25 protein-coding genes and 4 tRNA genes are annotated in these 26,148 nt (G+C 48.5%); 2 read left to right on the top strand and 27 right to left on the bottom strand.

The features are described 5' to 3' along the window. Window positions 1–70: 70 nt before the first annotated feature. The 6 genes from AN963_RS06555 to AN963_RS06530 all read right to left on the bottom strand — a co-directional run bounded on the left by AN963_RS06555 (window position 71) and on the right by AN963_RS06530 (window position 7,471). Window positions 71–1,861, bottom strand: a complete 1,791-nt coding sequence (locus AN963_RS06555) for a helix-turn-helix transcriptional regulator (RefSeq protein ID WP_055744474.1) — start codon at window positions 1,859–1,861, stop codon at window positions 71–73. Between the two features lie 110 nt (window positions 1,862–1,971). Next, window positions 1,972–2,559 carry a sensor domain-containing protein gene (locus AN963_RS06550; RefSeq protein ID WP_055743709.1) on the bottom strand — a complete coding sequence of 196 codons (588 nt, stop codon included), beginning with the start codon at window positions 2,557–2,559 and terminating at the stop codon, window positions 1,972–1,974. Between the two features lie 1,027 nt (window positions 2,560–3,586). Then, window positions 3,587–4,393: a helix-turn-helix domain-containing protein gene (locus tag AN963_RS06545; protein ID WP_055743708.1), complete on the bottom strand. Its 807-nt coding sequence runs from the start codon at window positions 4,391–4,393 to the stop codon at window positions 3,587–3,589. Between the two features lie 215 nt (window positions 4,394–4,608). After that, window positions 4,609–5,571 carry an L-threonine 3-dehydrogenase gene (locus tag AN963_RS06540; protein ID WP_055743707.1) on the bottom strand — a complete coding sequence of 321 codons (963 nt, stop codon included), beginning with the start codon at window positions 5,569–5,571 and terminating at the stop codon, window positions 4,609–4,611. Next, window positions 5,568–6,776 (bottom strand): glycine C-acetyltransferase, encoded by a 1,209-nt coding sequence (locus tag AN963_RS06535; RefSeq protein WP_201783741.1) that lies wholly within the window; start codon window positions 6,774–6,776, stop codon window positions 5,568–5,570. Before AN963_RS06535 ends, AN963_RS06540 begins: the two co-directional genes overlap by 4 nt. Window positions 6,777–7,093: 317 nt before the next feature. Beyond that, window positions 7,094–7,471 carry a (2Fe-2S) ferredoxin domain-containing protein gene (locus tag AN963_RS06530; protein WP_055743705.1) on the bottom strand — a complete coding sequence of 126 codons (378 nt, stop codon included), beginning with the start codon at window positions 7,469–7,471 and terminating at the stop codon, window positions 7,094–7,096. A 170-nt stretch (window positions 7,472–7,641) separates the two neighbouring features. On the opposite strand from AN963_RS06530, the gene xerS reads away from it, so the two are divergent. After that, complete coding sequence (gene xerS, locus AN963_RS06525; protein ID WP_055743704.1) at window positions 7,642–8,754, top strand: tyrosine recombinase XerS; 1,113 nt, start codon at window positions 7,642–7,644, stop codon at window positions 8,752–8,754. A 208-nt stretch (window positions 8,755–8,962) separates the two neighbouring features. On the opposite strand, the gene AN963_RS06520 is transcribed toward xerS, so the two are convergent. The 11 genes from AN963_RS06520 to AN963_RS06470 form a co-directional block, all read right to left on the bottom strand. Then, window positions 8,963–9,781 carry a transglycosylase domain-containing protein gene (locus AN963_RS06520; protein WP_055743703.1) on the bottom strand — a complete coding sequence of 273 codons (819 nt, stop codon included), beginning with the start codon at window positions 9,779–9,781 and terminating at the stop codon, window positions 8,963–8,965. A gap of 105 nt (window positions 9,782–9,886) precedes the next feature. Then, window positions 9,887–11,467, bottom strand: a complete 1,581-nt coding sequence (locus AN963_RS06515) for an acyl-CoA synthetase (RefSeq protein ID WP_055743702.1) — start codon at window positions 11,465–11,467, stop codon at window positions 9,887–9,889. 201 nt (window positions 11,468–11,668) lie between these two features. Beyond that, a complete protein-coding gene (locus AN963_RS06510) occupies window positions 11,669–12,580 on the bottom strand; it encodes a C40 family peptidase (protein ID WP_055743701.1) in 912 nt (303 codons plus the stop codon). Window positions 12,581–12,866: 286 nt separating this feature from the next. Further along, complete coding sequence (locus AN963_RS06505; RefSeq protein WP_055743700.1) at window positions 12,867–13,493, bottom strand: fumarylacetoacetate hydrolase family protein; 627 nt, start codon at window positions 13,491–13,493, stop codon at window positions 12,867–12,869. A gap of 81 nt (window positions 13,494–13,574) precedes the next feature. Then, window positions 13,575–14,105, bottom strand: a complete 531-nt coding sequence (locus AN963_RS06500) for a hypothetical protein (protein WP_055743699.1) — start codon at window positions 14,103–14,105, stop codon at window positions 13,575–13,577. A 186-nt stretch (window positions 14,106–14,291) separates the two neighbouring features. Further along, window positions 14,292–14,903: a VanW family protein gene (locus AN963_RS06495; RefSeq protein ID WP_055743698.1), complete on the bottom strand. Its 612-nt coding sequence runs from the start codon at window positions 14,901–14,903 to the stop codon at window positions 14,292–14,294. A 162-nt stretch (window positions 14,904–15,065) separates the two neighbouring features. Then, window positions 15,066–15,695 (bottom strand): DsbA family oxidoreductase, encoded by a 630-nt coding sequence (locus AN963_RS06490; protein ID WP_055743697.1) that lies wholly within the window; start codon window positions 15,693–15,695, stop codon window positions 15,066–15,068. A gap of 191 nt (window positions 15,696–15,886) precedes the next feature. Continuing rightward, window positions 15,887–15,973: transfer RNA gene (locus AN963_RS06485), tRNA-Leu, on the bottom strand. Between the two features lie 35 nt (window positions 15,974–16,008). Next, window positions 16,009–16,095, bottom strand: a tRNA-Leu gene (locus AN963_RS06480). A 15-nt stretch (window positions 16,096–16,110) separates the two neighbouring features. Then, window positions 16,111–16,186: transfer RNA gene (locus AN963_RS06475), tRNA-Thr, on the bottom strand. A gap of 60 nt (window positions 16,187–16,246) precedes the next feature. Then, window positions 16,247–16,323 (bottom strand) — tRNA-Asp (locus AN963_RS06470). Window positions 16,324–16,511: 188 nt separating this feature from the next. Between AN963_RS06470 and AN963_RS06465 the strand changes: the two genes are divergently transcribed. Next, a complete protein-coding gene (locus AN963_RS06465) occupies window positions 16,512–17,438 on the top strand; it encodes a C40 family peptidase (RefSeq protein WP_055743696.1) in 927 nt (308 codons plus the stop codon). A 71-nt stretch (window positions 17,439–17,509) separates the two neighbouring features. Here the strand turns inward: AN963_RS06465 and AN963_RS06460 are convergent, their stop codons facing one another. The 10 genes from AN963_RS06460 to AN963_RS06415 form a co-directional block, all read right to left on the bottom strand. Continuing rightward, on the bottom strand, window positions 17,510–17,755 hold the full coding sequence (locus AN963_RS06460; protein WP_055743695.1) for a hypothetical protein: 246 nt from the start codon (window positions 17,753–17,755) through the stop codon (window positions 17,510–17,512). Window positions 17,756–17,857: 102 nt separating this feature from the next. After that, window positions 17,858–19,642 (bottom strand): M3 family oligoendopeptidase, encoded by a 1,785-nt coding sequence (locus AN963_RS06455; protein WP_055743694.1) that lies wholly within the window; start codon window positions 19,640–19,642, stop codon window positions 17,858–17,860. Window positions 19,643–19,792: 150 nt separating this feature from the next. Continuing rightward, window positions 19,793–21,010 carry a M20 family metallopeptidase gene (locus AN963_RS06450; RefSeq protein WP_055743693.1) on the bottom strand — a complete coding sequence of 406 codons (1,218 nt, stop codon included), beginning with the start codon at window positions 21,008–21,010 and terminating at the stop codon, window positions 19,793–19,795. A 49-nt stretch (window positions 21,011–21,059) separates the two neighbouring features. After that, entirely contained in the window at window positions 21,060–22,019 is a 960-nt protein-coding gene (locus AN963_RS06445) for a P1 family peptidase (RefSeq protein ID WP_055743692.1), read from the bottom strand. Window positions 22,020–22,022: 3 nt separating this feature from the next. Continuing rightward, the gene (locus tag AN963_RS06440; RefSeq protein ID WP_055743691.1) at window positions 22,023–22,580 is read right to left on the bottom strand and encodes an ECF transporter S component; all 558 of its coding nucleotides are present in this window, start codon (window positions 22,578–22,580) and stop codon (window positions 22,023–22,025) included. 64 nt (window positions 22,581–22,644) lie between these two features. Next, window positions 22,645–23,481: an energy-coupling factor transporter transmembrane component T family protein gene (locus AN963_RS06435; protein WP_055743690.1), complete on the bottom strand. Its 837-nt coding sequence runs from the start codon at window positions 23,479–23,481 to the stop codon at window positions 22,645–22,647. Between the two features lie 12 nt (window positions 23,482–23,493). Continuing rightward, a complete protein-coding gene (locus AN963_RS06430) occupies window positions 23,494–24,354 on the bottom strand; it encodes an energy-coupling factor transporter ATPase (RefSeq protein ID WP_055743689.1) in 861 nt (286 codons plus the stop codon). Next, a complete protein-coding gene (locus AN963_RS06425; RefSeq protein WP_055743688.1) occupies window positions 24,351–25,220 on the bottom strand; it encodes an energy-coupling factor transporter ATPase in 870 nt (289 codons plus the stop codon). Before AN963_RS06425 ends, AN963_RS06430 begins: the two co-directional genes overlap by 4 nt. Window positions 25,221–25,318: 98 nt before the next feature. Continuing rightward, window positions 25,319–25,609, bottom strand: coding sequence for a helix-turn-helix domain-containing protein (locus tag AN963_RS06420; protein WP_055743687.1), 291 nt, complete (start codon window positions 25,607–25,609; stop codon window positions 25,319–25,321). A 210-nt stretch (window positions 25,610–25,819) separates the two neighbouring features. Beyond that, window positions 25,820–26,065 carry a hypothetical protein gene (locus tag AN963_RS06415; RefSeq protein ID WP_055743686.1) on the bottom strand — a complete coding sequence of 82 codons (246 nt, stop codon included), beginning with the start codon at window positions 26,063–26,065 and terminating at the stop codon, window positions 25,820–25,822. Window positions 26,066–26,148 lie beyond the last annotated feature (83 nt).

Genomic DNA, 26,148 nt, shown 5'->3' with positions numbered 1-26,148 from the left:
GATGTTCGATCATACGAAGTAGAATCACTCCGTAAGTCGGCATCCGCCACCATGATATATAACTTGGAGGTTATTCCAGAAGCCCAGCCTCCCTGGCTTTTTGCACCGCTTCCTCCCGGTTGCGGACCCCCAGCTTCATATAAGCCGATGACGCATAGTTTCGAACCGTACCATCAGATAAATACAATTTGTTAGCAATGCTTTTATATCGCAGCCCTTTGGATACGAACTGTAAAATTTCAAGCTCCCGCGGCGTTAAGTCATAGGCCGATGACGCTTTGATTGACGAAGGATCATCCCCGCTATTGTCCGCTTCCAGTTGGGCAAACAATTTGTGCGACATGCTCTGATCGATCAGCGTGCCCCCGCGGTAGACGGTGCGTATCGTTTCGGCCAGCTCTAACGGCTGCATGGACTTCAGCAAGTATCCGTCCGCCCCGCTTCGCATCGCCTCAAGAGCCTGTCTGGTATCCTCGAACGTGGTGAGAATCAGAATGCGGATGTGGGGCCACGTTTCTTTTATCGTACGGGATGCGGAGATTCCATCCACATTCGGCATTTCCAAATCCATAAGCACCAGCTGCGGCTGAACCTGCCTGCACAGTTCGATCGCTTGCTCGCCATCCTCTGCCGTCCCGACAACCTGCAAATCCTGCTGCTCCTCCAGCAGAGCGCGCAGGCTTTCACGGATAAAGGGCTGGTCATCAACGACCAACAGGCGGATGACTTCATCCTTAAGCTCCGTTTGTCTGGGCAGCGTACAGGTAACCAGAGTGCCTTCTCCCAGCTCCGAATAGACGGCCACATGGCCTTGCAAATTAATCGCCCGCTCCTTCATGGCACTCAAGCCGAAGCCCTCCCTCCCATGCTCCATCCCGCGGCCGTTATCTTGAATTTCCAGTCTCGTCTGCTGGGGCTCGAATTGCACGGAAACCTTAATCTCTGTCGAGTGTCCATGACGCACGGCATTCGTCAATGACTCTTGCAGGCAGCGATAGAGTGCTATCTTCGCTTGCTTCATTACAGGGTATTCCTCCCCGTAGGCATGGAAACGAACCGTCACCTTGGCATGCTCCTGAAACTCCTCCGCCAGCTTCCTCAAAGACTGAAGCAGCGGGAGCTCCTCATGCGGCGATTCGATTTGATGCACGTAGCTTCTGACCTCCTCCATATTTTGGCGGGCCAGGTTCAATAGGGAGTCGAGCCTTTCCGTTCCTGTATCCGTTGCCAGCTCAGGACGCAACGTTTCCAATCCCATAATGAGCGAAGTGTAGGCATGACCGACGGTATCATGAAGTTCTTTGGACAACCGGTTCCGCTCTTCGGCAAGAGTGATGCGTTCGATTTGGGACAGGTACTGCTCCAGCACCGCATTTTGCTCGCGGATAATTTCGCCTTGACGATGATTGAGCACGAGTAAATGGAAGGAGAATCCGAAGACATACGCCATCCCGATGTGAACGGCCATGACCCAGTATTCACTCTGCTCTGCAAGCAGCTTGATTATAGCGGGCAGGATCAATATGGATAAAGGCCCTGACCAGAGATAGGCCCTTTGCGCGCTGTGGGCAGCAATTAAAAAGGCATACAGCAGGAATGATAAGTAGGCTTGCGGAAAAAATGAAGCCAGATACAAGCACAACCCGCCCGAGATCACGATTTCGGTATACAGGTAGTATTTATAATCGAGCTGCAAGCAAAGCCATGGAACGGAAAATGCAATCAGCTGCCACAGCACAAGGACCACAATCGGCAACGTGAAATAATCTTGCAGCTCTATAGTCGTAAACACGAGAGAAATGCTGCATATCAGGCGGATTATGAACATGAGCCAGTTGTACCAGTACCATTGCTTGACCATATCGAACAAAACCATCAACCCCTAAAGACCTTCAGTATGACATTATGTAAATAGTATTGAGTAAACTGCTATTGAGTAAACTACCATCCGACGACCTACGGGCATGGCGTCTACTGGTTCACATGCTTGATCATCAGACGCGTGTAGCCACCTATCAAGCGCGCCAAGCTGCCCGCAAGCCTGTAGCTCACCATCATCAATACGACCCCTGTGGCCGATACCATCACGGCTTTGGCAACCGTATCTACCGCCGCACCCATAAAGGAAAGGTTGATAAACCGATAGAGGAACGGGACCGCAATCAATACAAGCGGCGCCGCATAGAGCAAGGTCGCACTGATCAGACTTAAAATCCCTATCGGAAATTTCAACAGCAGCCAGCCAATTGCGATCCAGTTGCGTAGGTTCAGCAGCTCCTTTTTCGCTTGAAGCCAGTTGGACACATCGGGGGTGACGGATTTAACGCAAGGCTCGGTGGTAATGTCCGTATAGATCTTGGTCTGTACTCGTTCAAATTGCAGGAAGGCGGTCGTCGTCCGCAAAACGTGAGTCAGGAGAGGAACGCCCGCGACGGTAAACGAAAGGCTGAAGCCCAATGTAAGAGCGACCAGATAAAAGCTGAAGTAAAACAATCCGGTGACGAAAGTAAGCAGCAGGAAATATCCGTTTTGAACAAAGCTGACGACGGTTCTGGCCATCAAAGAGACCACATCCTTTCCAAGTAGTAGATGAATTCTACGGATCTTGATGTCAAATCCGCAAGTGTCATAATGTCACGTGACACAAAATGAACGGAGCTACCCGCAGCAACGAGCGGGACAGGTCCCCAGATGAACCACTTTCCGGCCTCCGTTGCCTCCGCCCTGCGTATCTACTCATCAGAGTCATCTTGTCACATGCTGATGATTTGGAAATTGAATACATCATCCATAGATGAACGTATATCAATTTCGTTATATAAGTAAATACGTCCAATAATAAATTTCAAAGCAGAATTAAATTTTTCTCTGGGGAGGAACTCGCGAGCATCAAGAATCAGAGTGAGCGCGCTTCTTCAAGTTGTTCGAGGGAAACGGCGTCGACAACGATCTGGTAACGACGAAAAATACAAAACCGCCCGAGTGGATTTATTTCCACTCAGGCGGGGACTTTGTTTATGCCTTGCGATTTTGCATCAGCCCATCATTTCAAGCGCTTATAGCATCCTTATGAATACGACCGCCGATTGTGCACGCGTCGTTTCGCTCTTCGGATTGAACGTATCTGCGCTTATGCCTGTCATGATTCGAAGGGTGACCATCAGCCGATTGTCATCCAGGTATGCCGGGTTCCCCCCATATCCTTATAGCCATTCAAGCTAAACAATTCATTTTTGTTCGGCATCTTTCCAAGTTTCATGGCTCCCGCCAACATACTCGCCATTACATTTTAATATTCCACGGGAATTTATTGAGGTAACCTTTAATAAAGTAATAGACACGGCCAGTATCTATTACTGGACTGGATTCTCAACAGTTTTCGTTGCATACATAATTAATAGATTATGGAGTAAATTAGGTAAATCTTCTAGGCTGAGAACCAACATGAACCGAGCTACCCTACATTGTTTTTGCTGGTTAATATTAATAATTGGATTTTATGGTTATCTTGACATTCTGTAGGCGGATATTTTAATGGATTACGTGATGGAGTGACGGGAAGATACATAGTCATTCTTACTTGGATTTATTTTTCATTAATTAGGGTTTGATTTGCGTACCTCGTTAAGAATTGGTTCATCAACAAGGGAAGAGAAATCAAGATAGGAGGATCGTCTGGACGTGGCGGGAAGAGCCACACATCTTGATGAGGAACAATCGTTTCGGTAGTGACCACGATCGGCTCCTTGGATCGAGTGCGTAAGGTCGAGTGAGGGAGCAAGATTTCCTTTGCCTGCATCTCCCAGTGGATCGAGGTTGCCATGATGTAATATGTACCAGGCTTGACACCCCTAAAACTGAAATGTCCTAATGAGGAAAGAACTGTTCCATAGAGTGGGAGTCCCTCTGGAATAGGTTTGGCAAAAAGGCCGATAAGAATAACACCTTCAAAAGGAAGATCTGCATGTATGGTTCCTACTACACGCGCCCTCCCAGGAGAAGGCGGGTGCTCCATCTGCCAATCTCGGATCTTGCGCAAGGAATGGAAGGCTGCATCGGTGCCATGAACCGAATTGCGAAAAACGCTTGGGGTAACACCTACCCTCTCCGTAAATCGAGTAGAAAAGGTGCCGAGGCTCTGCTGACCGATCTCCAGCCCGATATCACGAACACTCATGTTGGTCTGCAGCAGCAAGTCTTTTGCTTTTTGCAATCGCAAAGAAGAAACGTAGTACAGAGGGGAAAGACCCATTCTTTCTTTGAAAATACGAGTAAAATGATAAGGGCTATAAGCGACATACGAAGCCAAACGGGAAAGTGGAAGTGGTTCATCTATATAGCGGTGTATATATTCAATCACCGCGTCGATTTCAGCATACCGGTCATTCTCCATTCCGACACCTTCCTTTACGCACTCTGCATACGATTTTGGGCAGTTGGTATGTCCACGGTAAATAGATGTAATCCCTACCCAGAACAATCGTTCGCATATCATTCTACCATATATTTCTTCTCTACGGAATATCCAAAGTACCCAAAGTTTGGAAAAAAATAAGACTGCCATTGCTGATTCAAGCCAGCGATGACAGTCTTACCATTACTATTGTTTCATCCAACCATTTGGAGAAGCTTTCCCCGCAGTTTGGTGAGCATATCTTCGGTCATTTTTTCCAAATCATACTCGAAGGTGAAGCCCCACTCTTCTATGGCAGCCGTAGCGTCGATGGAGTTTGGCCAGCTGTCGGCAATCGCCTGACGTACCGGATCTACCTGATAGGAGAGCTTGAATTCAGGGATGTGCTTGCGAATCGCAGCCGCTACTTGCTCTGGCTCGATGCTCATGGCCGTCACGTTGAAGGCATTGCGGTGTTTCAGTTTAGACCCATCCGCTTCCATGAGCGTGATGATCGCATTCAGCGCATCTGGCATGTACATCATGTCCATGTATGTGTCTTTGGCGATGTAGGAGGTGTAAGCCCCCTCTTGAATCGCTTTGTAGTAAATTTCAACGGCGTAATCCGTCGTTCCTCCACCAGGAGGTGCTACGTACGAAATCAGGCCCGGGAATCTCACTCCCCGTGTATCTACTCCAAATTTTTGGTGGTAGTAATCGCACAATAATTCGCCTGACACTTTGTTAACACCATACATGGTCGTTGGACGCTGAATCGTGTCTTGCGGTGTGCCGTTTTTAGGTGTCGATGGGCCAAATGCACCAATCGAGCTCGGCGTGAAAAACTGACAGTTCAGTTCGCGTGCTGTTTCGAGAGCATTGACCAGTCCGCCCATGTTCAGGTTCCAGGCCAGCAATGGTTTTGCTTCTGCTGTCGCAGACAACAAAGCGGCCAAATGCATGATGGTGTCAACCTCATACGTTTTTGCAATCTCGAACATCCGATTGGCATCCGTTACATCGAGAATCTCAAATGGACCTGATTTCACCACAAGATCATCTTCTCTTTTGCGAATATCTGTGGCGATAACCTGGTCTCCCCCATACACTTCACGCAGCTTGGTAACGAGCTCTGACCCAATTTGGCCTAAAGCTCCTGTGACTAATATTTTCTTCATTTCAGGATCCCCATTTCCTTCCCAACTTTTTCGTAGATGCCAAGGGCACGATCCAGCATTTCTTTTGTATGTGCAGCAGTCGGCATATTCCGCACGCGGCCTGTTCCTTTTGCTACAGTAGGGAACACGATCGCTTTGGCGTAGACGCCTTCTTGGTAGAGTCGTTTACTGAATTCCTGTGTCTGTTGCTCGTCCCCGATGATGCAAGGCGTGATCGGGGTTTCACTTGCTCCGATGTTAAATCCGAGCTCTTTTAACCCTTTTTTCAAATAATGCCCGTTATCCCACAGCTTATCGTGGAGCTCCGTGCTGCTTTGCAGGATGTCGATAGCAGTAATCGATGCAGCTACATCCGCTGGGGTCAATGCAGTCGAGAAGAGGAACGGACGGCTGCGGACTTTTAGCCAGTCAATCAGCTCTTGACGTCCTGCCACATAACCACCTACTACCCCGATCGCCTTGGACAACGTTCCGATCTGGAAGTCGATTTTGTCGGACAAGCCAAAGTGCTTGACAGTACCCGCACCTTTACCCAGTACCCCAGAACCGTGTGCATCGTCGACGTACGTCATGATGTCAAATTCTTCAGCTACCTCGACAATCTCCGGCAGTTTGGCAATATCGCCATCCATCGAGAATACGCCATCTGTAATTACCATCAGCTTCTTGTACTTGCCAGACTCTTTTGCTTCCTTGGCCTTGGCGCGAAGGTCATCGATGTCCGAATGATTCACGCGAATGATCTGGGCGCGCGACAGGCGGCAGCCGTCAATGATGGAGGCATGATTCAGCTCGTCGGACAAGATTGCATCGTCTTTGTCCATCACAGCAGAGATCGCGGCCATATTGCAATTAAAACCGGACTGGTAGGCAATCGCTGCTTCTGTGTGCTTGAAGGCTGCTAGCTTCTCTTCTAGCTGCACGTGAAGCTCCAGCGTTCCGTTGATCGTGCGAACCGCACCTGCCCCTACTCCGTACTTCTGGGCAGCAGCTACCGCTGCATCGATCAGACGCTGGTCAGTAGCAAGACCCAAGTAGTTATTCGAGGAAAGGTTGATCAGTTCTTTTCCGGAAATGGTGATCACGGGTCCGTTCGCACTTTGCAAGGGATCGATCACATTGTAGAGTCCCTTGTTTTTCAGATCTTCCAGGTTGTCGTGTAAAAATGCTGCCAATGTTTTGCTCGCCAAGTCAAATCCCTCCATCATTCAGCCGTGGCTCTGAACACCTGTACGCTTCGGAAGTAATTTCCACAAAAACAAGTGTGCACTCCATACGGACATATAAAAATTTATGAAATCGCTTGATATCAACCTTATTTACATCTAGATTACCACTTTATTCTCTATCTGTCCATATCACAAAGACACAAAAGATAGCGCTTTCAACACTTTTTCAGTGATCTTTCCTCATAATTTCTCCTTAACTCATCATCTTAGCCATTCAATAGCTTGACGAGGGCAATACCTGAAGAACGTAAAAAAACCACCCTCCAGCTGTTCAGCTAAAGCGCGGTTTATGATCACTTCTTGATTTTTTCTGATTTTAAAATGCCTGGAATCGTGTTTTCTTCACGGACAAAGCTTTGCTGATCGAACCGATGGGATATCATGGATGCCACTGGTTCTCCTTTTAGAAAATGTTCCTCAACCAATCTCGATGCATCTTCAGGTGTCACATTCTGGTACCAGATTCCCTCTGGATAAACGATCATGACACATGCATCTTCACACCGACCATTACACCGTGTTCTCGTAGTGTGAACTCGATCATCCAATCCAGCCTCAGCGATGGCATTTCGAATCGCTACCGTCACTTCTTCCCCACCATTCCGATTGCAACTCCCACCGTTACATAGCAGGACATGGTGCTTGGTTTGAGTCAAATCCCAAGTTGCCATTTGTTCTTTCCTCCTTTAAACTATTAAAACGTAATAATTACGATTTATGTACATGCTTACTATATCTTGCCAGGAAAGCGTTGTCCATAGAGCAATTAACAATTCCCAGACTCTTTTGTTTCTGCTAGAATATATGTTCGTATACACTTCACTTGATTGGTGGTGCTAGCATGTCCGTGACCAAGCAGCGCGACGCTCTGCAGCTTTTGCAATCCATCGGTGCCTATCCATGGTACGTAGAAAAATTCATCGATCATAAAAAGACGAAAAAAAATTCGCCGTCCACGCTGCTCGGCTACTTGCGTGATTTCTCCTTTTTCTTTCGCTGGATGATGACCGAGGGATTGACAGCCACAACCGATATGCGAGATATCCCTTTGTCAGATCTGAACGAGCTCAAGAAGGAAACCGTAGAAAGTTACATCCTATACCTACAAGAGTCGCATCTCTACGAGCGTGCAGCCTTATTGACCAATCCAACCAAAAGCTCTCGAAAAGAATACAGCGACCGGACAATCAGCCGCAAAATATCCAGTCTGAAGTCGTTGTTTCATTATTTGGCTGCCCTTGCAGAAGACGAACATGGCGAATCGTATCTGACACGCAATGTACTCGCCAAAATCGAAGTAGAAACGACAGAGATGACGCCACTTGCCCGCGCTCATGCGATACGTGCAAAAATTTTGATCGATGATGAGATTTACCAGTTTGTCGATTTCGTTTACAACGGGTACCTCTCCCACTGTCACACGACCAAAAAGCAACAATACCATATGCAAAACCGGGATCGAGATACTGCTATCGTCGCCATGATTTTATCTGGAGGCTTTCGTGTATCCGAGATCGTCAGTCTCAATTTATCCGACATCGTACTGGAAAAGAACCAGTTGAAAATGATCCGGAAAGGCAAAAAAGAAGATGCCCCTTTTTTCAGTGACTGGGGAAAAGAGTACCTCGGACGCTATTTGCAGCTGCGTGACAAGTACCACCCCGCCTCGCAGGAGGATGCCGTCTTTCTCGCGATTTCTCCTGCCAATCCCAACGGACACAGAATCGAGGTCCGCTCCGTACAGAAGCTGGTCAAAAAATACGCCAAAGCCTTTGGGATACCTGACCTGTCCGTGCATAAGCTACGACACAGCTTTGCCACCCAATTTTTGCGCATGAATCCCGACCCGCATCAATTGCAAGCACAGCTTGGGCACTCAAAAATCGAGACGACGATGCAGTATGCACACGTCTTGGAAGATGCTTTGAGTAAGGCCGTCAATCGGACTACTTAATCCCGAACCATGCGACTACCCTAACAGTGGGGTAGTTTTTGTATTCGTGCATCTTTTTGAGCAGATTGGCTTATCTTTTGTTGGGATCACAATCCGCTGCATTCTATCTGCACGTATTTCTTCTATGAGACAACCTCCTTCATTCTTTCTTCCTTTTTCGCTAAACAAAGAAAACTTCCCTGCCTGCTGTCAGAGAAGTTTTCGTGAATTACGATGCGGGTGTCAGAGTTCGTTCCGTTGCCACCGTGTCCGTCTGTGCTTGCTGCTTTTGCGCTTGCGTAATCACTCCCAGTTCAACCATGCGCCCAAGTACAACAGCTTGACGCTGCTTTGCTTTTTGCCAATTATTCAATGGTGAGTAGGTTTCCGGTGCCTTCGGGAGGGAGGCTAGGATTGCGGCTTCTCCCAACGTGATGGCTGTAGAGGCGGTCCCGTTCATTTCTTTCCCAAAATACAGCTGAGAGGCAGATCCGATCCCATTGCGCCCATGACCAAAGTAAATAACATTCAGGTAAATCTCCAGCAGTTCTTTTTTGCTATAACGCTGTTCTAGCTGATAAGCGATCGCGATTTCTTTTGCTTTTCGCATGACCGTCTTATCCTGCGTCAAAAAAAGGTTACGCGCGAGCTGCATGGTAATGGTGCTGCCCCCTTGCACGTAGGAGCCTGCCTGAACATCTGTCCAAATAGCGCGAGCGAATGCCACGAAGTCGACTCCATGATGCTTCCAGAACCTGTGATCCTCAATCGAAACAAAGGATTGCCACACGTAGTCCGGCATCTCATCGAGCTTTACATAAGCGCCAGATGCCAATTGTTCGACATGGTCCAGCTTCTTTTGGTCGATCCACAAGTTCCCCGCCCACCCTACCAGGACCGGTATCGAGAGAGCTGCGACGAGCATGAGGATGACGAAGGACAGGAACTGTCTTTTCCACGTTCGCTTTGCTTTTTTAGCTATATCAGTAGATTTGATTTCAATGAGAGGTTCGGCTTTCCGAACAGCCGACGCTGAAAAGTGATTCATGCTGCATTCCCCCTACCTTACTTCTGACACTCATTGTAGGGGAAATACAGGCATGCTCCCATCGAATCCACTTACAGCAACCTTACATTTCCGTAAGGGTGTTGATCAAGAGCGCAGCTGCTCTTTTTCTGCTTGACGCAGTTCGATTCTGCGGATCTTACCGGACGTAGTTTTTGGCAGTTCTTCGACAAACTCGATTTTTCGCGGGTATTTGTAAGGAGCCGTCAACGTCTTCACATGTTCCTGCAGCTCTGCTATCAGCTCGTCAGACGGTGTATTACCTTTTTTCAGGATCACGAAGGCTTTGACGACATTCCCCCGCTCTGGATCAGGACTTGCTACTGCAGCGCACTCAGCCACTGCAGGATGCTTCACCAGTGCGTCCTCTACCTCGAATGGTCCAATCGTATACCCGCCAGAGATAATGATGTCATCCGAACGGCCTTCAAACCAGATGTAACCGTCTTCATCCATACGCCCTTGATCCCCAGTGACGAACCAGTCACCCCGATATGCTTTTGCTGTGCGTTCTGGATCGTCTAGATACCCTTTGAACAACGCTACCATATTCCGGTCAATAGCGATGTCGCCTACTTTACCGGTTGGCAGCTCTATGCCCTCTTCATCCACAATGGCGATACGCACAACCGGAGACGGACGTCCCATAGACCCCGGCTTTGGCTCCATCCCGACGAAAGTCCCAACGAGCAAGGTGCTTTCGGTTTGTCCATAGCCGTCACGGACGGTCAGATCAAATACTCGACGGAAGGTGTCAATGACTTCTCGATTGAGCGGTTCTCCAGCCGAACAAGCAGAGCGAAGAGCCTGTAGCCTGTATTGATCTAAATCGGTTATTTTAGCCATCAGCCTGTACTCTGTCGGAGTTGCGCACAGGACAGATACAGGATACTTTTGCAAAATATTCAAATAAGTCTCGGCTCCAAATCTCCCTTTGTAGACAAAAGCAGTTGCCCCCATTCCGAGCGTAGAGACAAATGGACTCCATATCCACTTCGCCCAACCTGGTCCTGCTGTAGCCCAAACGGCGTCGACCTCACTGACATCCAACCACTGTGCCGCCGCAACAGCCATGTGCGCGATTGGCCAACCGTGCACGTGCATGACACCTTTTGGACCACCTGTTGTGCCAGAAGTGTAGGACAAGAAGGCTAGTTCTTCTGAGCGAGTTTGGGCGCAAGAGAATTCCTCATCCTGATCTTGCAGCAAATGCGTCAGGCTGATCCAACCATCCTTGCTCTCACCAATCGTAACGTAATGCTTCAGTGTCTCACATTGTCCACGCGTCGGCTCGACCTCTTCCAAGATACCGTCAAAAGCGATGACGGCCTTGGCCTTCGCATGGTTGACACGGTACTCGATATCTTTATACCGGAGCATCTCTGATCCAGGCATGATGACAGCTCCGACTTTCAACAGACCGAGGTACAGCCCATATGCTGTGGTTCCCCTAGGTACAAGGACCAACACCTTGTCTCCTTGTTCGATTCCAATAGAGCTCAGCCCATTTGCGATTCGATTGGAGTAACGACGCAGCTCCTCATAAGTCAGGATCTGTTCATTCCCTTGCTCATCTAGCTCCCAAACGGCTCGCTTACTAGGGTATTTGACAGCCCATTCATCTACCTGTGCAGCAAAATTATAAATCTCTGGTATGTTCAATTCCACACAACACACCTCCGCTTTTTTTAGATATACAGAATTATCAGTTCGACGTTCTTGCAATTTTTCCTCTTCACAATGAAAGATTTGGCAATGCTTTTCGCGAAACTATTAGGCTCTGGCTGCGTCTTACATTACACAAGGACAAAGGCCCTCCTGCTTTTGCAAGAGAGCCCTATGACACTAGATTGGCAAGATGAAAACGATTTAGATGACACGTTTGATTTTGACTACGCGTTTTTCCCAGTTAGTGCCATCGAACTTGGAGTAGGTGACACCTGGACTGCCATACGTATGCAAAATTTTCCCGTTCCCTGCGTAGATCGCTACGTGCGTGATTCGATCGGAAGAGCTGTTGACAGACGCCTTCATGAAGATCAAATCGCCTACTTGCAGGTTCTTTTTGGATACGGATGTACCCACAGTGGACTGCTGACGTGAGTCGCGCGGCAGAGTAATGCCCGCTTCTTTAAAGACGCGTTGGGTAAAAGAAGAGCAGTCAAAAGACTTGGTGGTAGTGCTGCTCGAACCGTATTTGTATTTGGTTCCCAGATACTTCTCTCCGTTTTTGATGACTTGGCTAGCAGTAGCTGATGCTGATGGGTTTCCGGATGAATTGGATGAATTATCTGATGACTCTTCCAAAACTCGTCGTGCACCCAGGAACTTCTTGCTATAGTCGGAGAGGTTTTTCTGAACGACCTTGCCTTCTCCTTCAGAAGAATAGACGTACTGATCATTTCCTATGTATATCCCCATAAAAGTAGGGCTACCGGCACCGTTAGAAGAGAAGAACACCAAATCTCCAGCTTCTACTTTGCTCATGGAAGATATTTTCGTTCCGGTCTTGTATAAACCACTAATGGTACTGCCAATTTTCACGCCAACTTGTTTGTACGCATAAGTAGCCAGCTCTGCCGATCCAAATTGGTTCGGTCCAGTAGCTTTGTACTTGTATGCTTTACCCATGAGAGATTTGGCGATCGAGGATACCTCTTTTGTTTGCTGCGAATAACTCGTGGTCGCGGCCTGTGCTTGTCCAACTTGACCACCCATTAACAGGGACGTACTCAGTAGGACTGCTACTGTTGACTTCATTACCCAATCTCGTTTCGTCACTTTCTTTTCCTCCTTGTCATGTTGTGGCACCCGTCGTGGGGTACACCGACAGATTACCTCAGGAGGAAACAGGAGGATAAGACCGTAAAATTTACCAATAACGAATTTGGTATCATTGGACTAGTTGGAAAACAAGTGGAAAACTAGACGGTTGCAGTCTTTTAGTGCAAATGTACCAGAAGAGTTGAAAATCGTTTTCAAATGCTCGTTGGAACCATAAAAAAGCCAACTTCTGTCATGATCAGGCAGAAGCTGGCTTTTTCTTTCTATCATCCTTGCCCTTTTCTCACCGCAGTCGAGCCGTAAATTCTCCCCAATTATCGTCTCCCCACATAAAGCTCAAGACATCCCCATCGGACACAGGACCCACTCCTTCTGGTGTCCCTGTATAGATGATGTCCCCCTTTTCCAGCCCAAAATGCTCCGAAATGTATTGAATCAGCGTCATCAGATCAAAAATGACGTTGCGAATATTCCCTCGCTGAGCCTGCTCCCCATTTTTCAACAGGGTGAAATCTGTTTGCTGGCATGCTTCCAGTCCTGGAAACGGGTGAAAGGAAGTCAAAATTGCTGAATTTTTAAACCCTTTTGCGAGCAACCAAGGATGCCCTTTTTTCTTTAGCTCGCTTTGGACGTCACGTAGCGTAAAATCGATGCCCAGTGCAATCTTATCGACCATTTGGTCCAAGGTCACACCCGCTTCATAAGGACGTGCAATATGAATGATCAGCTCTGTTTCATAATGCAGCTCTCCCCGTGTGCCAGGGAGCTCGATCTCTTCTCCTACCGCTTCGATCAAAGAGTGAGTGGGCTTGCCAAAGATCATCGGCTTCGTAGGAACATCATTGCCCAGTTCCTCTGCATGCAGCTTGTAATTTCGTCCCACACAATAAATATTCCGGATCTGTTCCATTGTCTCTCTCCTTTTGCGCAATCGCCTGCCTGCTATTCTTCCTTTTTACTATAACATGGTGTGTCAGACGCGCAATAGGGTTCAGGAACCGCCAAAATGTCTGTCAGTACGAGGCCACAATCTTGCATTTCCTCTCGCCTCTACCTCAAATACCGTGTCGCAAATGGCCTCTAGGGCGCCCTCCAGGTCAATCGCTTCTTTTTGTTCCCAGCCAAACTCATAGCGAATCGTCGACGTCTGTTCGCTAGATTCATACTCGACTCCAAAAAAGCCTTGTTGTTGATCCAGTACCTGCTTGCGGGCCAAAAGCGTGGCTTCCAAAGGAAACAAACCATCCCACTCCTGAGCTTGGTATGTGGAAGTCACGGTAATCCACATAGACCCGTGCTCTTTCTCTCGCCGAAAGACAACTAAGTCCTCTGGGTAAAATCCATATCCAGATGGAAGAGAGCCTTCCAGCTTAAATCTGATATCTGGCGGCAGATCCTCTGGCTTGAGTGCTTTCACCAGTCTTCCTGGCAGCAAATAAGGTCCATCCAGTTGCCCTGAAAGAGGCTCTCCCATCACAATGACGGACAGATTGTCACGATCTCCTGTCACTTGAACGTACATGGCGGTGCACCTCCCTTTTTCAACCAGTATGGTCCTGCACCATTACATTTATGAATGATTCCCTGGCACATTTCCAGTAGAAATGCCCTCTTTTTGTCCCATTTTTTAAAAATGGATAAAAAAAACAGGAAAGCCCCCCTAGAAAATGTGGGTCTTCCCTGTTTGTCGATCTGTTATTCGGTTTTCCTATGCTCGTACGATTGCAATTACGACTTGGTTGTCATTGTATACTTTCGCTTTGATTTTCACATCAAAGTCGTACGGGTTCACAAATTGAAAATCCATATAGCCATATGCGACCGTTGCATCCATACCAACGGGAACGTAACCGACGGTCTTACTGTGGGTATGACGCTCTACCACGGTCATCCCCGCTTCTACCACTGCATTAAACAACGTGCTGGAGACTTGACAGATGCCTCCACCGTACCCTTCCACCAGTTGTCCATTCGCTATGACTCCAGCCTTTTGCCAGCCTTCTTCAGCGAGATTGGAATTCCCAACTGTTTTATTATATGAAAAGCCTTCGAGAGGTTTTACTTTCGTCCCATTCAATCGTTTCATTGCCTTCTTAATGTTATGAATACGAGCATCGGTACTCCTATCCATTGTCGTATAAAAAAAACCTAACACGTTCTTTGACTGAAGGTCCATCTTATCCACATATTTTCCACGCATTTCCATAGGCGTCAGTTGTTCTGGCAAACCCGTGAAACCATTCGCCGAGACTGGTGCTACAGTAGCGAATAAAATCACAGAAGCTAACACGCTAACGGTCAAAGAACTGGTTTTTTTCATCGTTCGTTCCCTCACTTATCATCGCTGTTGGCAGTAAAACATGCCTTGTCGATTTCTACTCTACAGTACGAGGAAAGCTACCATCAACCTGCAAATGTTGGACATGCTACCTAACAAAAAAAACCGTCACGGAGATGACGGTTTCTACTTGAAAAGACCTACTTATTCATTCGTTTCGAGCGCTTGTTGAAATGCCTTCAAGAAGTTTTCAGGTGGATGCGCTCCAGACAAAGCAAGCTTGTTGTCGATTACGAAAAATGGAACACCAGTAATTTGCAATTCACGGGCATACGCGATATCTTCTGCGATTTCCTCTTGCTTCGCGTCCGACTCAATGGCTTTGCGAACCTCTTCCCCATTCATGCCCAATTCCTCGGCAATCGCGACGAGCACCTCTGTATCTCCAATGTCTTTCCCGTCTTCAAAATACGCCTTGTAAAGGGCATCCACAGCTTTTGTGGCTACTTCCTCAGGAGCGCACTTGATGACGGTATGCGACGCGAGTGTATTGGGCCATGACGTTACTTTTGCAAAATCAAACGGGATACCCGCTGCCTCGCCAGCACGAGCAGCATGCTGAACCATTTGTTCGACTGCTGCCCTTCCCCCTTTGTTCGCAGCCATTGTTTCCCAGAAAGGCTGGCCGCTTTTCGGCGTGTGAGGATCAAGCTGATAGGTGCGGTAGTGAATTTGTACAGGTTCTCCCTGCCATTGGCTGATCGCTTCAAACAGATGCTTTTTTCCAATTCGGCACCATGGGCAAACCGTATCTTGAAATACTTCAATAATCATAGGTAAATCTCCCTTCCTGTCTCTGTTGTCATTGTACAGGATACCAAATCATTTTGTAAGTAATTATGATTCGTAAGTGCATGGATGATATTCAATAATCAAAGACCCCTCTATGGAGGACTATACCCTTTTTAAGACAATAAAAAAAGCCCTGACGGATGTCGGGCAAATCCACAAGAGAATGCGAAAGTTGGTGCGGTCGAGAGGACTTGAACCTCCACGGTGTTGCCACCACTAGAACCTGAATCTAGCGCGTCTGCCAATTCCGCCACGACCGCATGAAATTAGAAAAGGACAATCGTATTCGTCTGTATGGTGCGGTCAAGAGGACTTGAACCTCCACGGTGTTGCCACCACTAGAACCTGAATCTAGCGCGTCTGCCAATTCCGCCATGACCGCATACGAAGACAAAAATGGTGCCGGCAATAGGACTTGAACCCACAACCCCCTGATTACAAGTCAGGTGCTCTACCAATTGAGCTATACCGGCACATTACAAGTATTTACGCCTTTTTCTCGTTCCTAAGAACAAATTCTCGGGAGAGAAAAATGGCGGAGCTGACGGGACTCGAACCCGCGACCTCCGGTGTGACAGACCGGCGTGAACTCCAACTTCACCACAGCTCCATGCTTTTATTCGCGCCATTTCGCGTTACGCTCGCGACGACTCTTTTAATATAGCATGATTCGATATAAGAATGCAATAGTTTAGAAAAACTTTTGCTATTCCTTATTTTTTCATAGATTTACCATTCAAAATCCGCTAGAATTTTATCTAGATATGCAGAATTTAGTAGATTGGTGGAGACGATGACATGAAACATACTTCGAGGCTATTCACCTTCCTCGCCCTCTTCACTCTGCTGCCTACTGCTGCCCACGCCGCCTCACCGGTCTATGTGGTTGCAGCAGGTGATACGTTGAGCAAAATCGCACGTGAGCATCAGACCACGGTGAGCCAACTTATGCAAGTGAACCAATTGAATACAGATCGACTGGCTATTGGTCAGACGCTTACCTTGGCAGGGGTCGGTGTTTCTGATGAATCGGTTGGCGCTCCTCCTGACTTGGCAGCGACTTCGGATGCAAAGCATGATGAAGATTCTAGTCCAGCTGATGTGAAGCCGGAGTCATCCGATCACAAAGCCCGTATTACCGGTGATGTTGTCAACGTCCGCAGAAATCCTTCTCTGGATGCAAAGATTCTCGGGAAGCTGCACTACGGTGACACGGTTGAGGTCGTAGAAGCTGGAGATGATTGGACAAAGATCAAGTACGAGGACGATAAACATGCGTATGTATCCTCTACTTATCTGAGTTCTACCCCGCTTCCTGATCTCCCTGAATTCTCCGGAGATGTGGATACGGCGAGCTTGCGTCGTCTTGAGTCCGTTATCCAGCCTTTACTGAACACTCCATATGTACTCGGTGGAACGACAACTAGTGGATTTGACTGCAGCGGCTTTACCTCGTACGTCTTTCAAAAGCTAGGCGTCACTCTCCCGCGTACATCCGAGGATCAATTCGGCGGAGGCAAGAAAATTTCGTTGGATGAAGCACAGCCTGGCGATCTACTCTTTTATGATGCGCTTGGAAAAGGGCGCGTATCCCACGTCGCCATTTATATGGGCAACGGAGTAATCGTGCATGCCAACGGAGACGATGTCCGTTTTGGCAAAGTCGAGTACATGCACAAGCTCTATCCGTTTTACGGAGTCAAACGCTACCTGGACTTTCAGTAAGTAACAGTTAATACGTAGAAAAGCAGCTTACGTTTCTGTTTTTGCAGATCGTAAGCTGCTTTTCTTTTTACTTAATGAGTCCCTTGAACCTGAGATGAAGATTGCGCTGATTGTTGATTGGTGCTGATCTCCAAGTTACCTAGTGCCTGTTTCATTTTGTCCAGTTGAAGCTGGTAGTCTCTGACTACTACCGTCAAAACGCTCACTGTCTCCTTGAAGTCCGGTTCGCTGCTCACCTTGTCAATGGCTCTATGTAAATGCAGCATTTTGTTCTCCGTCTCCCGTAGCAGGTCCAGCAACTGCAATCCGTTCACCACGTAATCACCTCATTTGTTTTTCTTACTTTCTCCTAGCAGGTTCTATGCTATGCGCAAAAAAAACGCCCAGATATCGATAGGCGTTTTTTTGCGTCGGTCCTTTTATTTTCGGGTGGAAGCCAGCTCTACAAAGGTGTCGATGTCCTTGCCGATCAACGACAGGGAATTGCGCCAGAAGTCAGCCGAACGAACATCCACATCCATGATTGCAGCGACATCAGCGATACTCATTTTACCGGTCACCGAAAGTAATTGATCGTATTGTTCTACGAACGCGTCTCCCCGCTCGAGGTAAACTGCATACAGTCCTTTTGCAAACAGCAGCCCGAATGCGTATGGGAAGTTGTAGTAATTGTAATCAGCACTGTAATAATGCGGTTTGCATACCCACATGTACGGGTGCAGGATCTCTGGATCCAAGCCAGTTCCATAAGCAGCTTTTTGTGACTGAAGCATCAGTTCCTTTAGCTCATTGACCGGCAGAGAGCCGTTTTCCCGACGCTCAAATAGGGCGGATTCAAAAAGGAAACGGCTGTAAATATCTACGATCACTTGGCCAGAACCAGAAATGTCGTTCTCCAGGATGGCAAAGGCTTCTTCAGGTGAAGCTTGCTGCAATGCGGCATTGGCAATGATGGTCTCGCACAAAATAGACGCTGTTTCTGCGATCGGCATCGGGTAGTCACTGTTAAAGAATGCTTCATTCACCAAGCAGTCCCCATGATAGCCATGTCCCAGTTCATGGGCCAATGTGCTTACATCATTGTAGCTGCCCGTATAATTCGCCATGATGCGGCTTTCCCCGACGATGTGCAGATTCGCGCAGAATGCTCCGCCCCTCTTGCCCTCACGAGTCTCGGCATCGATCCACTGGTTGTCAAAAGCACGCGCTGCATAATTTGCCAGCTTTTCACTGAAGCTACCGAAGTGCTTGACGATAAAGTCACGCGCTTCTTGGTAGGTGAAACGCATATCGGCATCGCCTACAGGAGCGAACATATCGTAAAACGGCAACTTACCATTTGCATGTCCGAGTAATTCCGCTTTCTTGCTGTAATATTTGTGGAACGTCGGTAGGCTCTCACGAATGGCTGTCATCATTGCATCGAGAGTTTCTTTGTCCATACGGGAGTCTTTCAATGTTTTGTCCAAAGCAGATTCATAGCCGCGCAACTTGGCAATCGTAATCACTTCGCCTTTGATACCGTTCAGGCTAGCCGCGGAAGATTCTTCAATCTTTTTGTAAGCAGCCAGCTCCGCTTCATAAGCTTGTTTGCGTAGCTCTGCATCCTTTTCATACGCCATGTTACGAACGACTGGTAAAGGTAGCTGCTTTTTCTCGCCATCCAACGTCAAATCCACCAGCAGCGTCGAGCTGATCATCTCTTGCAGCTTGGTCCATGCGTTGGAGCCGGTATTTTTCATTTTGGCGAGGATGATTTCTTCTTTTTCACTGAGCATATACTTGCTCTTCTCAGACATTTCCGTAAGCATGAAGCGATGGGTCTCCAACAGCTCTGATTGGCTGATCAACACATCTAGATTGCGGATCTCACCCAGCCATTTTTGAAATTGCACGTCCGGCTCGACTAGCTCGACTGCCTGATTCTGAATCCGCTCCACTAATTGCAGGGCCTTTTCATTTTTCGCATCTACGCTAGCAGTGAGCTCTGCATAGCTGTACAAGCGTGTTTGTGTTTGCAAAATGGAGGTCATTTTTGTGATGTACGCTTCCATTTTCGCGATCGCATCTTCTTGTGTTTGCAAGTGCTCCGCCGCCCAGCTTTTTACCTCTTCCATCTCGTGGCATAATTTGTCCCAATCTTGTTGACATTCTGGCGAATCAAAAGACGTGTACAAAACATCCAAATTCCAGCGCATATTCACAGGCACGTGCCCCCTTCATCTGTTTCCATTCATATTTATGTAGAAATGGTGGAGACAAATCTCCTGCTAGTATAAAAAAAATTGGATAGATTAAGCAAGTTTTTGACAAAAAAATACCCCGCCGTTCATTGGCAGGGTATCGCACTCGTTTTACGCACGTACTGGCTGTGCCAAAAACGTCAGTGCGGACAAAGCAAACAGTTGGGTAGATTCCACTAATTGATCTATGTCAACGTACTCATCCGCATGGTGCGGAATGTGGCGATCACCGGCGCCAGTGGTCAGAATCGGGATGCCCGCCTTGTGTAAAAACGTGCCGTCTGTTGCCCCAGGAACTCCATTGTATACTGGTTCTTTCTTGGTGATCTCGCGGTACGAATTGGCCACCGCCTGCACAACCTCTTCCTCCATCCCTGTCAGGGTCCAAGGACGCTCCTCAATCACTTCCAAAGTCGCTTTGAACTTGTCGTCTTCACGGCCCAGTGCCTCGAGGATGGCAGACATTTCTCGATGCAAGACTTCATGTTCCTGTCCAGGAACCGTGCGAATATCCAGAGTCGTCATGCACTGATCCGGCACGACGTTGATCTGGGGATCTCCTTTTACGGGTGCTTGCAAAATAGTCGGAGTGATACTCGGCCAGCCAAGCATCGGGTGTTGTCCCAGACGAGCCATTTCTTTACGCTCGAGCTCTTCTAGGGCCACGATCGCCCTTGCCATCCGCGTATTGGGGTTGATCCCAGTTAGAGGCATAGCACCATGCGCCATTTTCCCATACGTACGCAAGATAGCCCGCATTGCTCCTTTTTGGGTAATGCATAGTTGATTTTCCTCAGGCTCACAAATAATCGCCGCATCGACATTATTGGCCCAGCCGCGACGGATAAAATCTTTGATTCCAATCATCATACCTTCCTCGTCACATGGGATGCACAAAAGAATCTTGCCTGTGAACTCTTGCTTGGAGCGCTGGATCGCCTTGACTGCACAGATGGCTGCCGCAAGATTGCCTTTGGTATCGCAGGAACCTCTCCCGTAGATGCGCCCTCCGGAAATCGTCGCTCCAAACGGATCATAGCTCCAGGCATCCCGGTCTCCTTCTGTCACCACATCCGTATGTGCCTCAAACAAGAGCGTTTTTCCCGGCCTGCCCGAATCGTAAAATGCGATCACATTTGGCCGCCCCGGCACGACTTCCTCATAATACACCTGCATCCCCATCTTGCGCAGATAGTCGGCTACAAAGAGGGCCACGCGCTCTTCATTCGCTCCTGGTTGTTCAGGGCGGTACACACTGTCGATGCGTACCAGCTCCTGAGTCAGGCGTACTACCTCCTGCTCATCAACAAAGGAAACTACTTGGTTCATCTGACAATCACTCCTCTGCATCCATTTGTGTGAAAGCTAGCGTGCATGCTTATTGAGAAAGACTGCTGTAAGAAGGAAGTCCCCCGGCGGATTCTGCGTGCTCAATTGCACATATCACCGCTGCAGCTAATACATCTGCCGAGAGAGAACCAATTAGGTCAACGGTTGCTTTGACTTCGCCCGTAGCTACGGCAAAAATGGTATCTCCGTCATTCATTGTGTGAATCGGTCGAATGGTCCTGGCCAGTCCGTCATGAGCCATTTGCGCTACTTTTTTCGCTTCCGACTTGGTTAACATCGCATTGCTTGCCACTACCGCTATGGTCGTATTGGTACCGGGTGGAATCGGTGAAAACGTGTGCGTCTGCATCACCTCAACACTGTCGAGGATATTTCCCTCTTCGTCGCGGGGACCCGCCAAGATTTTACCGGACTGTGGATCAAATACATGACCAATAGCGTTTACAGCAACGAGAGCTCCGATTACCAACCCGTTTGCCAAGGTGATAGACGCAGTTCCCAAACCGCCTTTCATCGCGTTGGAGAAGCCATTCAGCTTTCCGACTGATGCTCCTGTCCCAGCTCCTACATTTCCTTGTTCGTCGAGGTCTTTGCTCGCTTTGGCTGCGGCCTCATATCCCATTTGTCGATCGGGACGAATCTTATGATCGCCGATAGCCAAATCGAACAGCACAGCACCTGGTACAATTGGCACGACGCCAAACATCACGTCTAGACCGATTCCCTTTTCCTCCAGATATTGCATCACCCCTGTCGCCGCATCCAGTCCGTAGGCACTCCCTCCGGACAAGCAAATGGCATGGACCACACTCACCATATTCATCGGGTCCAAGAGGTCCGTCTCGCGGGTGCCCGGGGCAGAACCCCGGACATCCACGCCGCACACGGACGGCTGCTCCAGCAAGATGACACTGCATCCTGTCAACGCTTCGTTATTTTGCGCATTCCCGACTTTTACGCCGGGCACATCCGTGATTGTTCCTGCCATCTTTTACAAATCTCCAGAAATTTTAGATTTTTGCTTGCCAGAAGATCCTAGTTTCTTCCACGCAGCTACGACAGCCAATGTCACGATGACAGATACAATCGCTTCAGGCAGACCGCTGGTAATCGCCACTGTCGCAGCTACTCCAGCCGCCATGTAACCGCGGATGACCGCCATCCCAAGCACGAGCAATGTATTGGTCATAGAACCAACGAACCCTGCTACCCCAATCGCAACGTATTGGTTGACGTTTTTCAGCCCCACGTAAGTCAGGTACGCCGTCACCCCGATAAAGAGACGAGGCAATATCGCGACGAGCGGGTCTTTAAACAACGGAACGGTGGCGTTTAAGAAAGAAGAGACTCCAAAAATGAGACCGATGATCATGCCAACGCCCCAGCCTTCCATGATTCCGCCAATGACTGCCGGGATGTGCAAGATGGTTGCATTCCCTGCCGCTGTCGGTACCGGGATGTAGCCCAAGCGCGTGACTCCGAGCAAGATAGCAATCGCTCCCAATACACCTGCAATGACGATCCTGCGCACTGTCAAGCCTTTTTCCATGCATATTCCTCCTTTATTTCTAATTCTCTATGGAAATCCCGTATAGGGAGACTTCCCGGACTTACTACCAAGGTATGGCAAGCATGATGACAGAAATGACAATACTCAGAGCGACAGCCACATAATCCTTGCCAGTGGCCGTGTAATGAGCAAATCTCGTACGTGCAGCCCCCGGAATATAACAACGGGCCTCCATCGCCAATATCAGATCTTCTGCACGGGCAAGCGCCACGTTAAAAAGAGGGATAATGATCGGAAACATGTCTTTCGTGCGTTGGACGATTCTCCACCATTCCCCTGTGCCAAAGTCTGCTCCTCTAGATGCCTGCGCTTTCATCATCTTCTCCATCTCCATCGCAAAAGTAGGAACGAAACGGATGGCGATGGTAATGATCAATGCAAAAGCGTGGACGGGAAACTTCACTTTTTCCAATGGCCCCAGAAGTCGCTCCATGCCGTGTGTCAGCTCCGTAGTGGAAGTGCTTAGTGTCAGGACACTGGATAGAAAGATTACTTCGACAAAGCGCATGGCAGATACAAGCACGAGACGGACACTTTCGCTGGTGATTTTGATAAAGCCATATTCGAAATAAACAGCTCCGCCGTTCGCAATCCCACCGTAAAAGAGGAGCTGCAAAATGGCCAGGATAATGATAAAAGGAATGGCAGGCTTGATTCCGGAAATACCGTAATGAATAGGGATCTTGGAAACTTGAAACAGCCACGTGCACATCAAGATGGCAAACACGTTACCAACGTACGTGTTGCAAACGGCGATCGCGAGAATCAGGATGACAAAGGCAGCCAGTTTAAATCGCGGGTCCAGGCGGTGTACGATGGAGCCCGTCGGTAAATACTGGCCTATGGTTATATTGCGCGTCAATTCGAATTCTGCTGACATCTGGCTCCCTCCTTAGCGCTTGAGCAGTTTCAAGATTTCGTAAGCCGTTTCTTCCGGCAAAAACGCTTCTGGATTAATTCCATATCCTTCCTCACGCAGCCTATACAATATGTCGACAGATTCTGGCGTCCCGATATGGTGCTGGCGCAGCAGTTCCTCATTGCCGAAGATCTGGCGTGGTGTCCCATCGCATACGGCCTTCCCGTTCGCCATGACGTAGACCCTGTCAGCCAGCTGAGCTACCTCCTCCATGTTGTGGGAGACAAAAATGACCGTCAAATTTTCTTCCCGATTGAGATGGCGAATTCGCTCCAAAAGTTCTTTGCGTGAGAGGGGGTCCAGCCCTGCCGTCGGTTCGTCGAGCACAAGTACCTTTGGCTGAAGAGCAAGAACGCCAGCAAGTGCGACCTTTCGTTTTTGCCCGCCGCTAAGTGCGAACGTGGGACGATCCCTCATATCTTCGAAAGAAAGTCCTACCAGTTCCATCGCCCAGTGCACGCGGCGGCGCACTTCATCTAGCGGCAGCCCCATTTTAAAAGGACCATACGCAACATCGTCACCTACCAGCTTTTCAAACAGCTGGTCTTCGGGGTTTTGAAAGACCAACCCAACCTGACGACGAAGGCTTTTCATATCGACTTTCGGCAAGGAAACGTCCAGTCCGCTAATAACCACTTTGCCAGACTGCGGACGTATCAAACCGTTGAAATGCTGAATCAGCGTCGATTTCCCTGAGCCTGTATGACCGATGATGGCCATGCATTCCCCCTGCTCTACCTGCAAGGAGACGCCGTCCAGTGCGCGATGCTCGAGCGGAGTACCTTGCATGTAAATATGAGACAAGTTTTGGATGTCTACCATCAGCTGTGTCATGAACCGCTCGCCTCCGCTTCTCGGACATTCACGCGATTGACCTCTGCGACGACTTCTTCGTTATGGATCAAATCAGGAGAAAACGCTGGATATTCCGAATATACCAACTGAGCAATGCGGCTCGCATCTGGAACGTCGAGGTGAAGCTCACGCAGCTTTTCCTGATGGGAAAACACTTCGCGCGGTGTACCTTGCAGCACGATTTTGCCACCTTCCATGACGACTACACGATCCGCTTCCGCAACCTCTGACATGTGGTGCGTGACGGTTACGATCGTCATACCCTCGCTGTGCAGCTTGCGAACGACAGCTAAGATGTCTTGCCTCCCGTAGCTGTCCAGCATGCTCGTCGCTTCGTCCAAAACGAGGCATTGCGGCTTCATGGCCAGGATGCCTGCGATCGCGATACGCTGTTTTTGTCCCCCGGAAAGGTGATGGGGTGGGCGATGACGAAAGGCACTCATCCCTACAGCGTCCAGAGCAAAATCAATACGAGCCTTCATTTCCTCTGGTGAAACACCGATATTCTCCAAACCGAATGCAACGTCATCCTCCACAATGGTCGCCACAATCTGGTTGTCAGGATGCTGGAAGACCATGCCCACACGGCTTCTTACTTCATGGATACGCTCTTTTTCTCGCGTATTAACCCCGTTCACCAAGACTTTTCCTTCGCGTGGAGTGAGGATGCCATTGAGATGCTTGGAAAGTGTCGACTTACCGGAACCGTTGTGACCGATGATCGCCAGATACTCTCCGGGAAAGACTTCGAGGGAGACGTTCTGGAGCACGGTAATTTGCTGATCCTGGTTTACCTGATAGGCAAACGAGACGTCTTCGACACGAATAATAGGTTGGTTCGACATGCGCTCCCCTCACTTTGTGTGTGATTTTCCGTAGCAGTAGAATGAACAAGCAACTCCCGTGCCAAATCAGTATGTTTAAAATTTTCAGTTAATTATGCCTATGAACCCGAATGAGCCTGTTGAGGAATGCACCATAGATGTTGCAATCGCAACAACAACAATCGTTGCACATGCAACAATACGTTCACTCGCCTTCTCCATAGCGCCGTCCGGTCCATACCCAAAATCTTCGCCGCTTCCCCTCGGTTTCCCTTTGTATCTGCCAAAACCTTCCGTATTAAATCCGTTTCCTTTACCCGTGGTCTGAATTGCAGTCGTTGATTGAGCTTTTTTGCGAAGAAAGACAAGTCATCCAGGACCACCTGATCGTTTTTGCTTAACAGAACCATTCTCTACTACATTGCGAAGCTCTCGCAAATGAAATACGTCTACGTCTCCCACACGCAAAGGTCGATTGTCTCGCTCTGCCATCTCTGCGATGATCGATGCAACGTGGAAAGGGATTTTATTGACTCAGGTGATTCTATAGTCTCGATCGACGGAGATAATGCCGTCGTGGGATACATCCAGGATAGCGTGAATGTGGATGTTGTCATTACTCATTTGCCCGGCTCACCACCTTCTGCCCGATCAAGCATCGTCGTCACCTCGATTGGTGGTTTGCGCGCACGGCGTTTTGTTTTGCGCTTCTTTTTTCGCAGGACGAATATGGCGGTCAGCAATAAAGCGAGTGTCGCGAGTTGAATCGGTTGTGCCATGGTCGAAACAACCCATCCGCTCATGCCCAGCAGATGAAAAATGACTGCCAGATACAAGAGAATCGTCGCCACATTTTGAGCATTCACTTGAGTCACTCCTCTCTGGTTGCTGTTTGGTGTTTGGAACAAAAAACTCCTATGAAGCTCTTTGGATAGCTCCACAGGAGTCG

The organism is Brevibacillus choshinensis (assembly GCF_001420695.1).
GTDB lineage: Bacteria > Bacillota > Bacilli > Brevibacillales > Brevibacillaceae > Brevibacillus > Brevibacillus choshinensis.
This window is presented reverse-complemented; position numbering and strand designations above follow the sequence as displayed.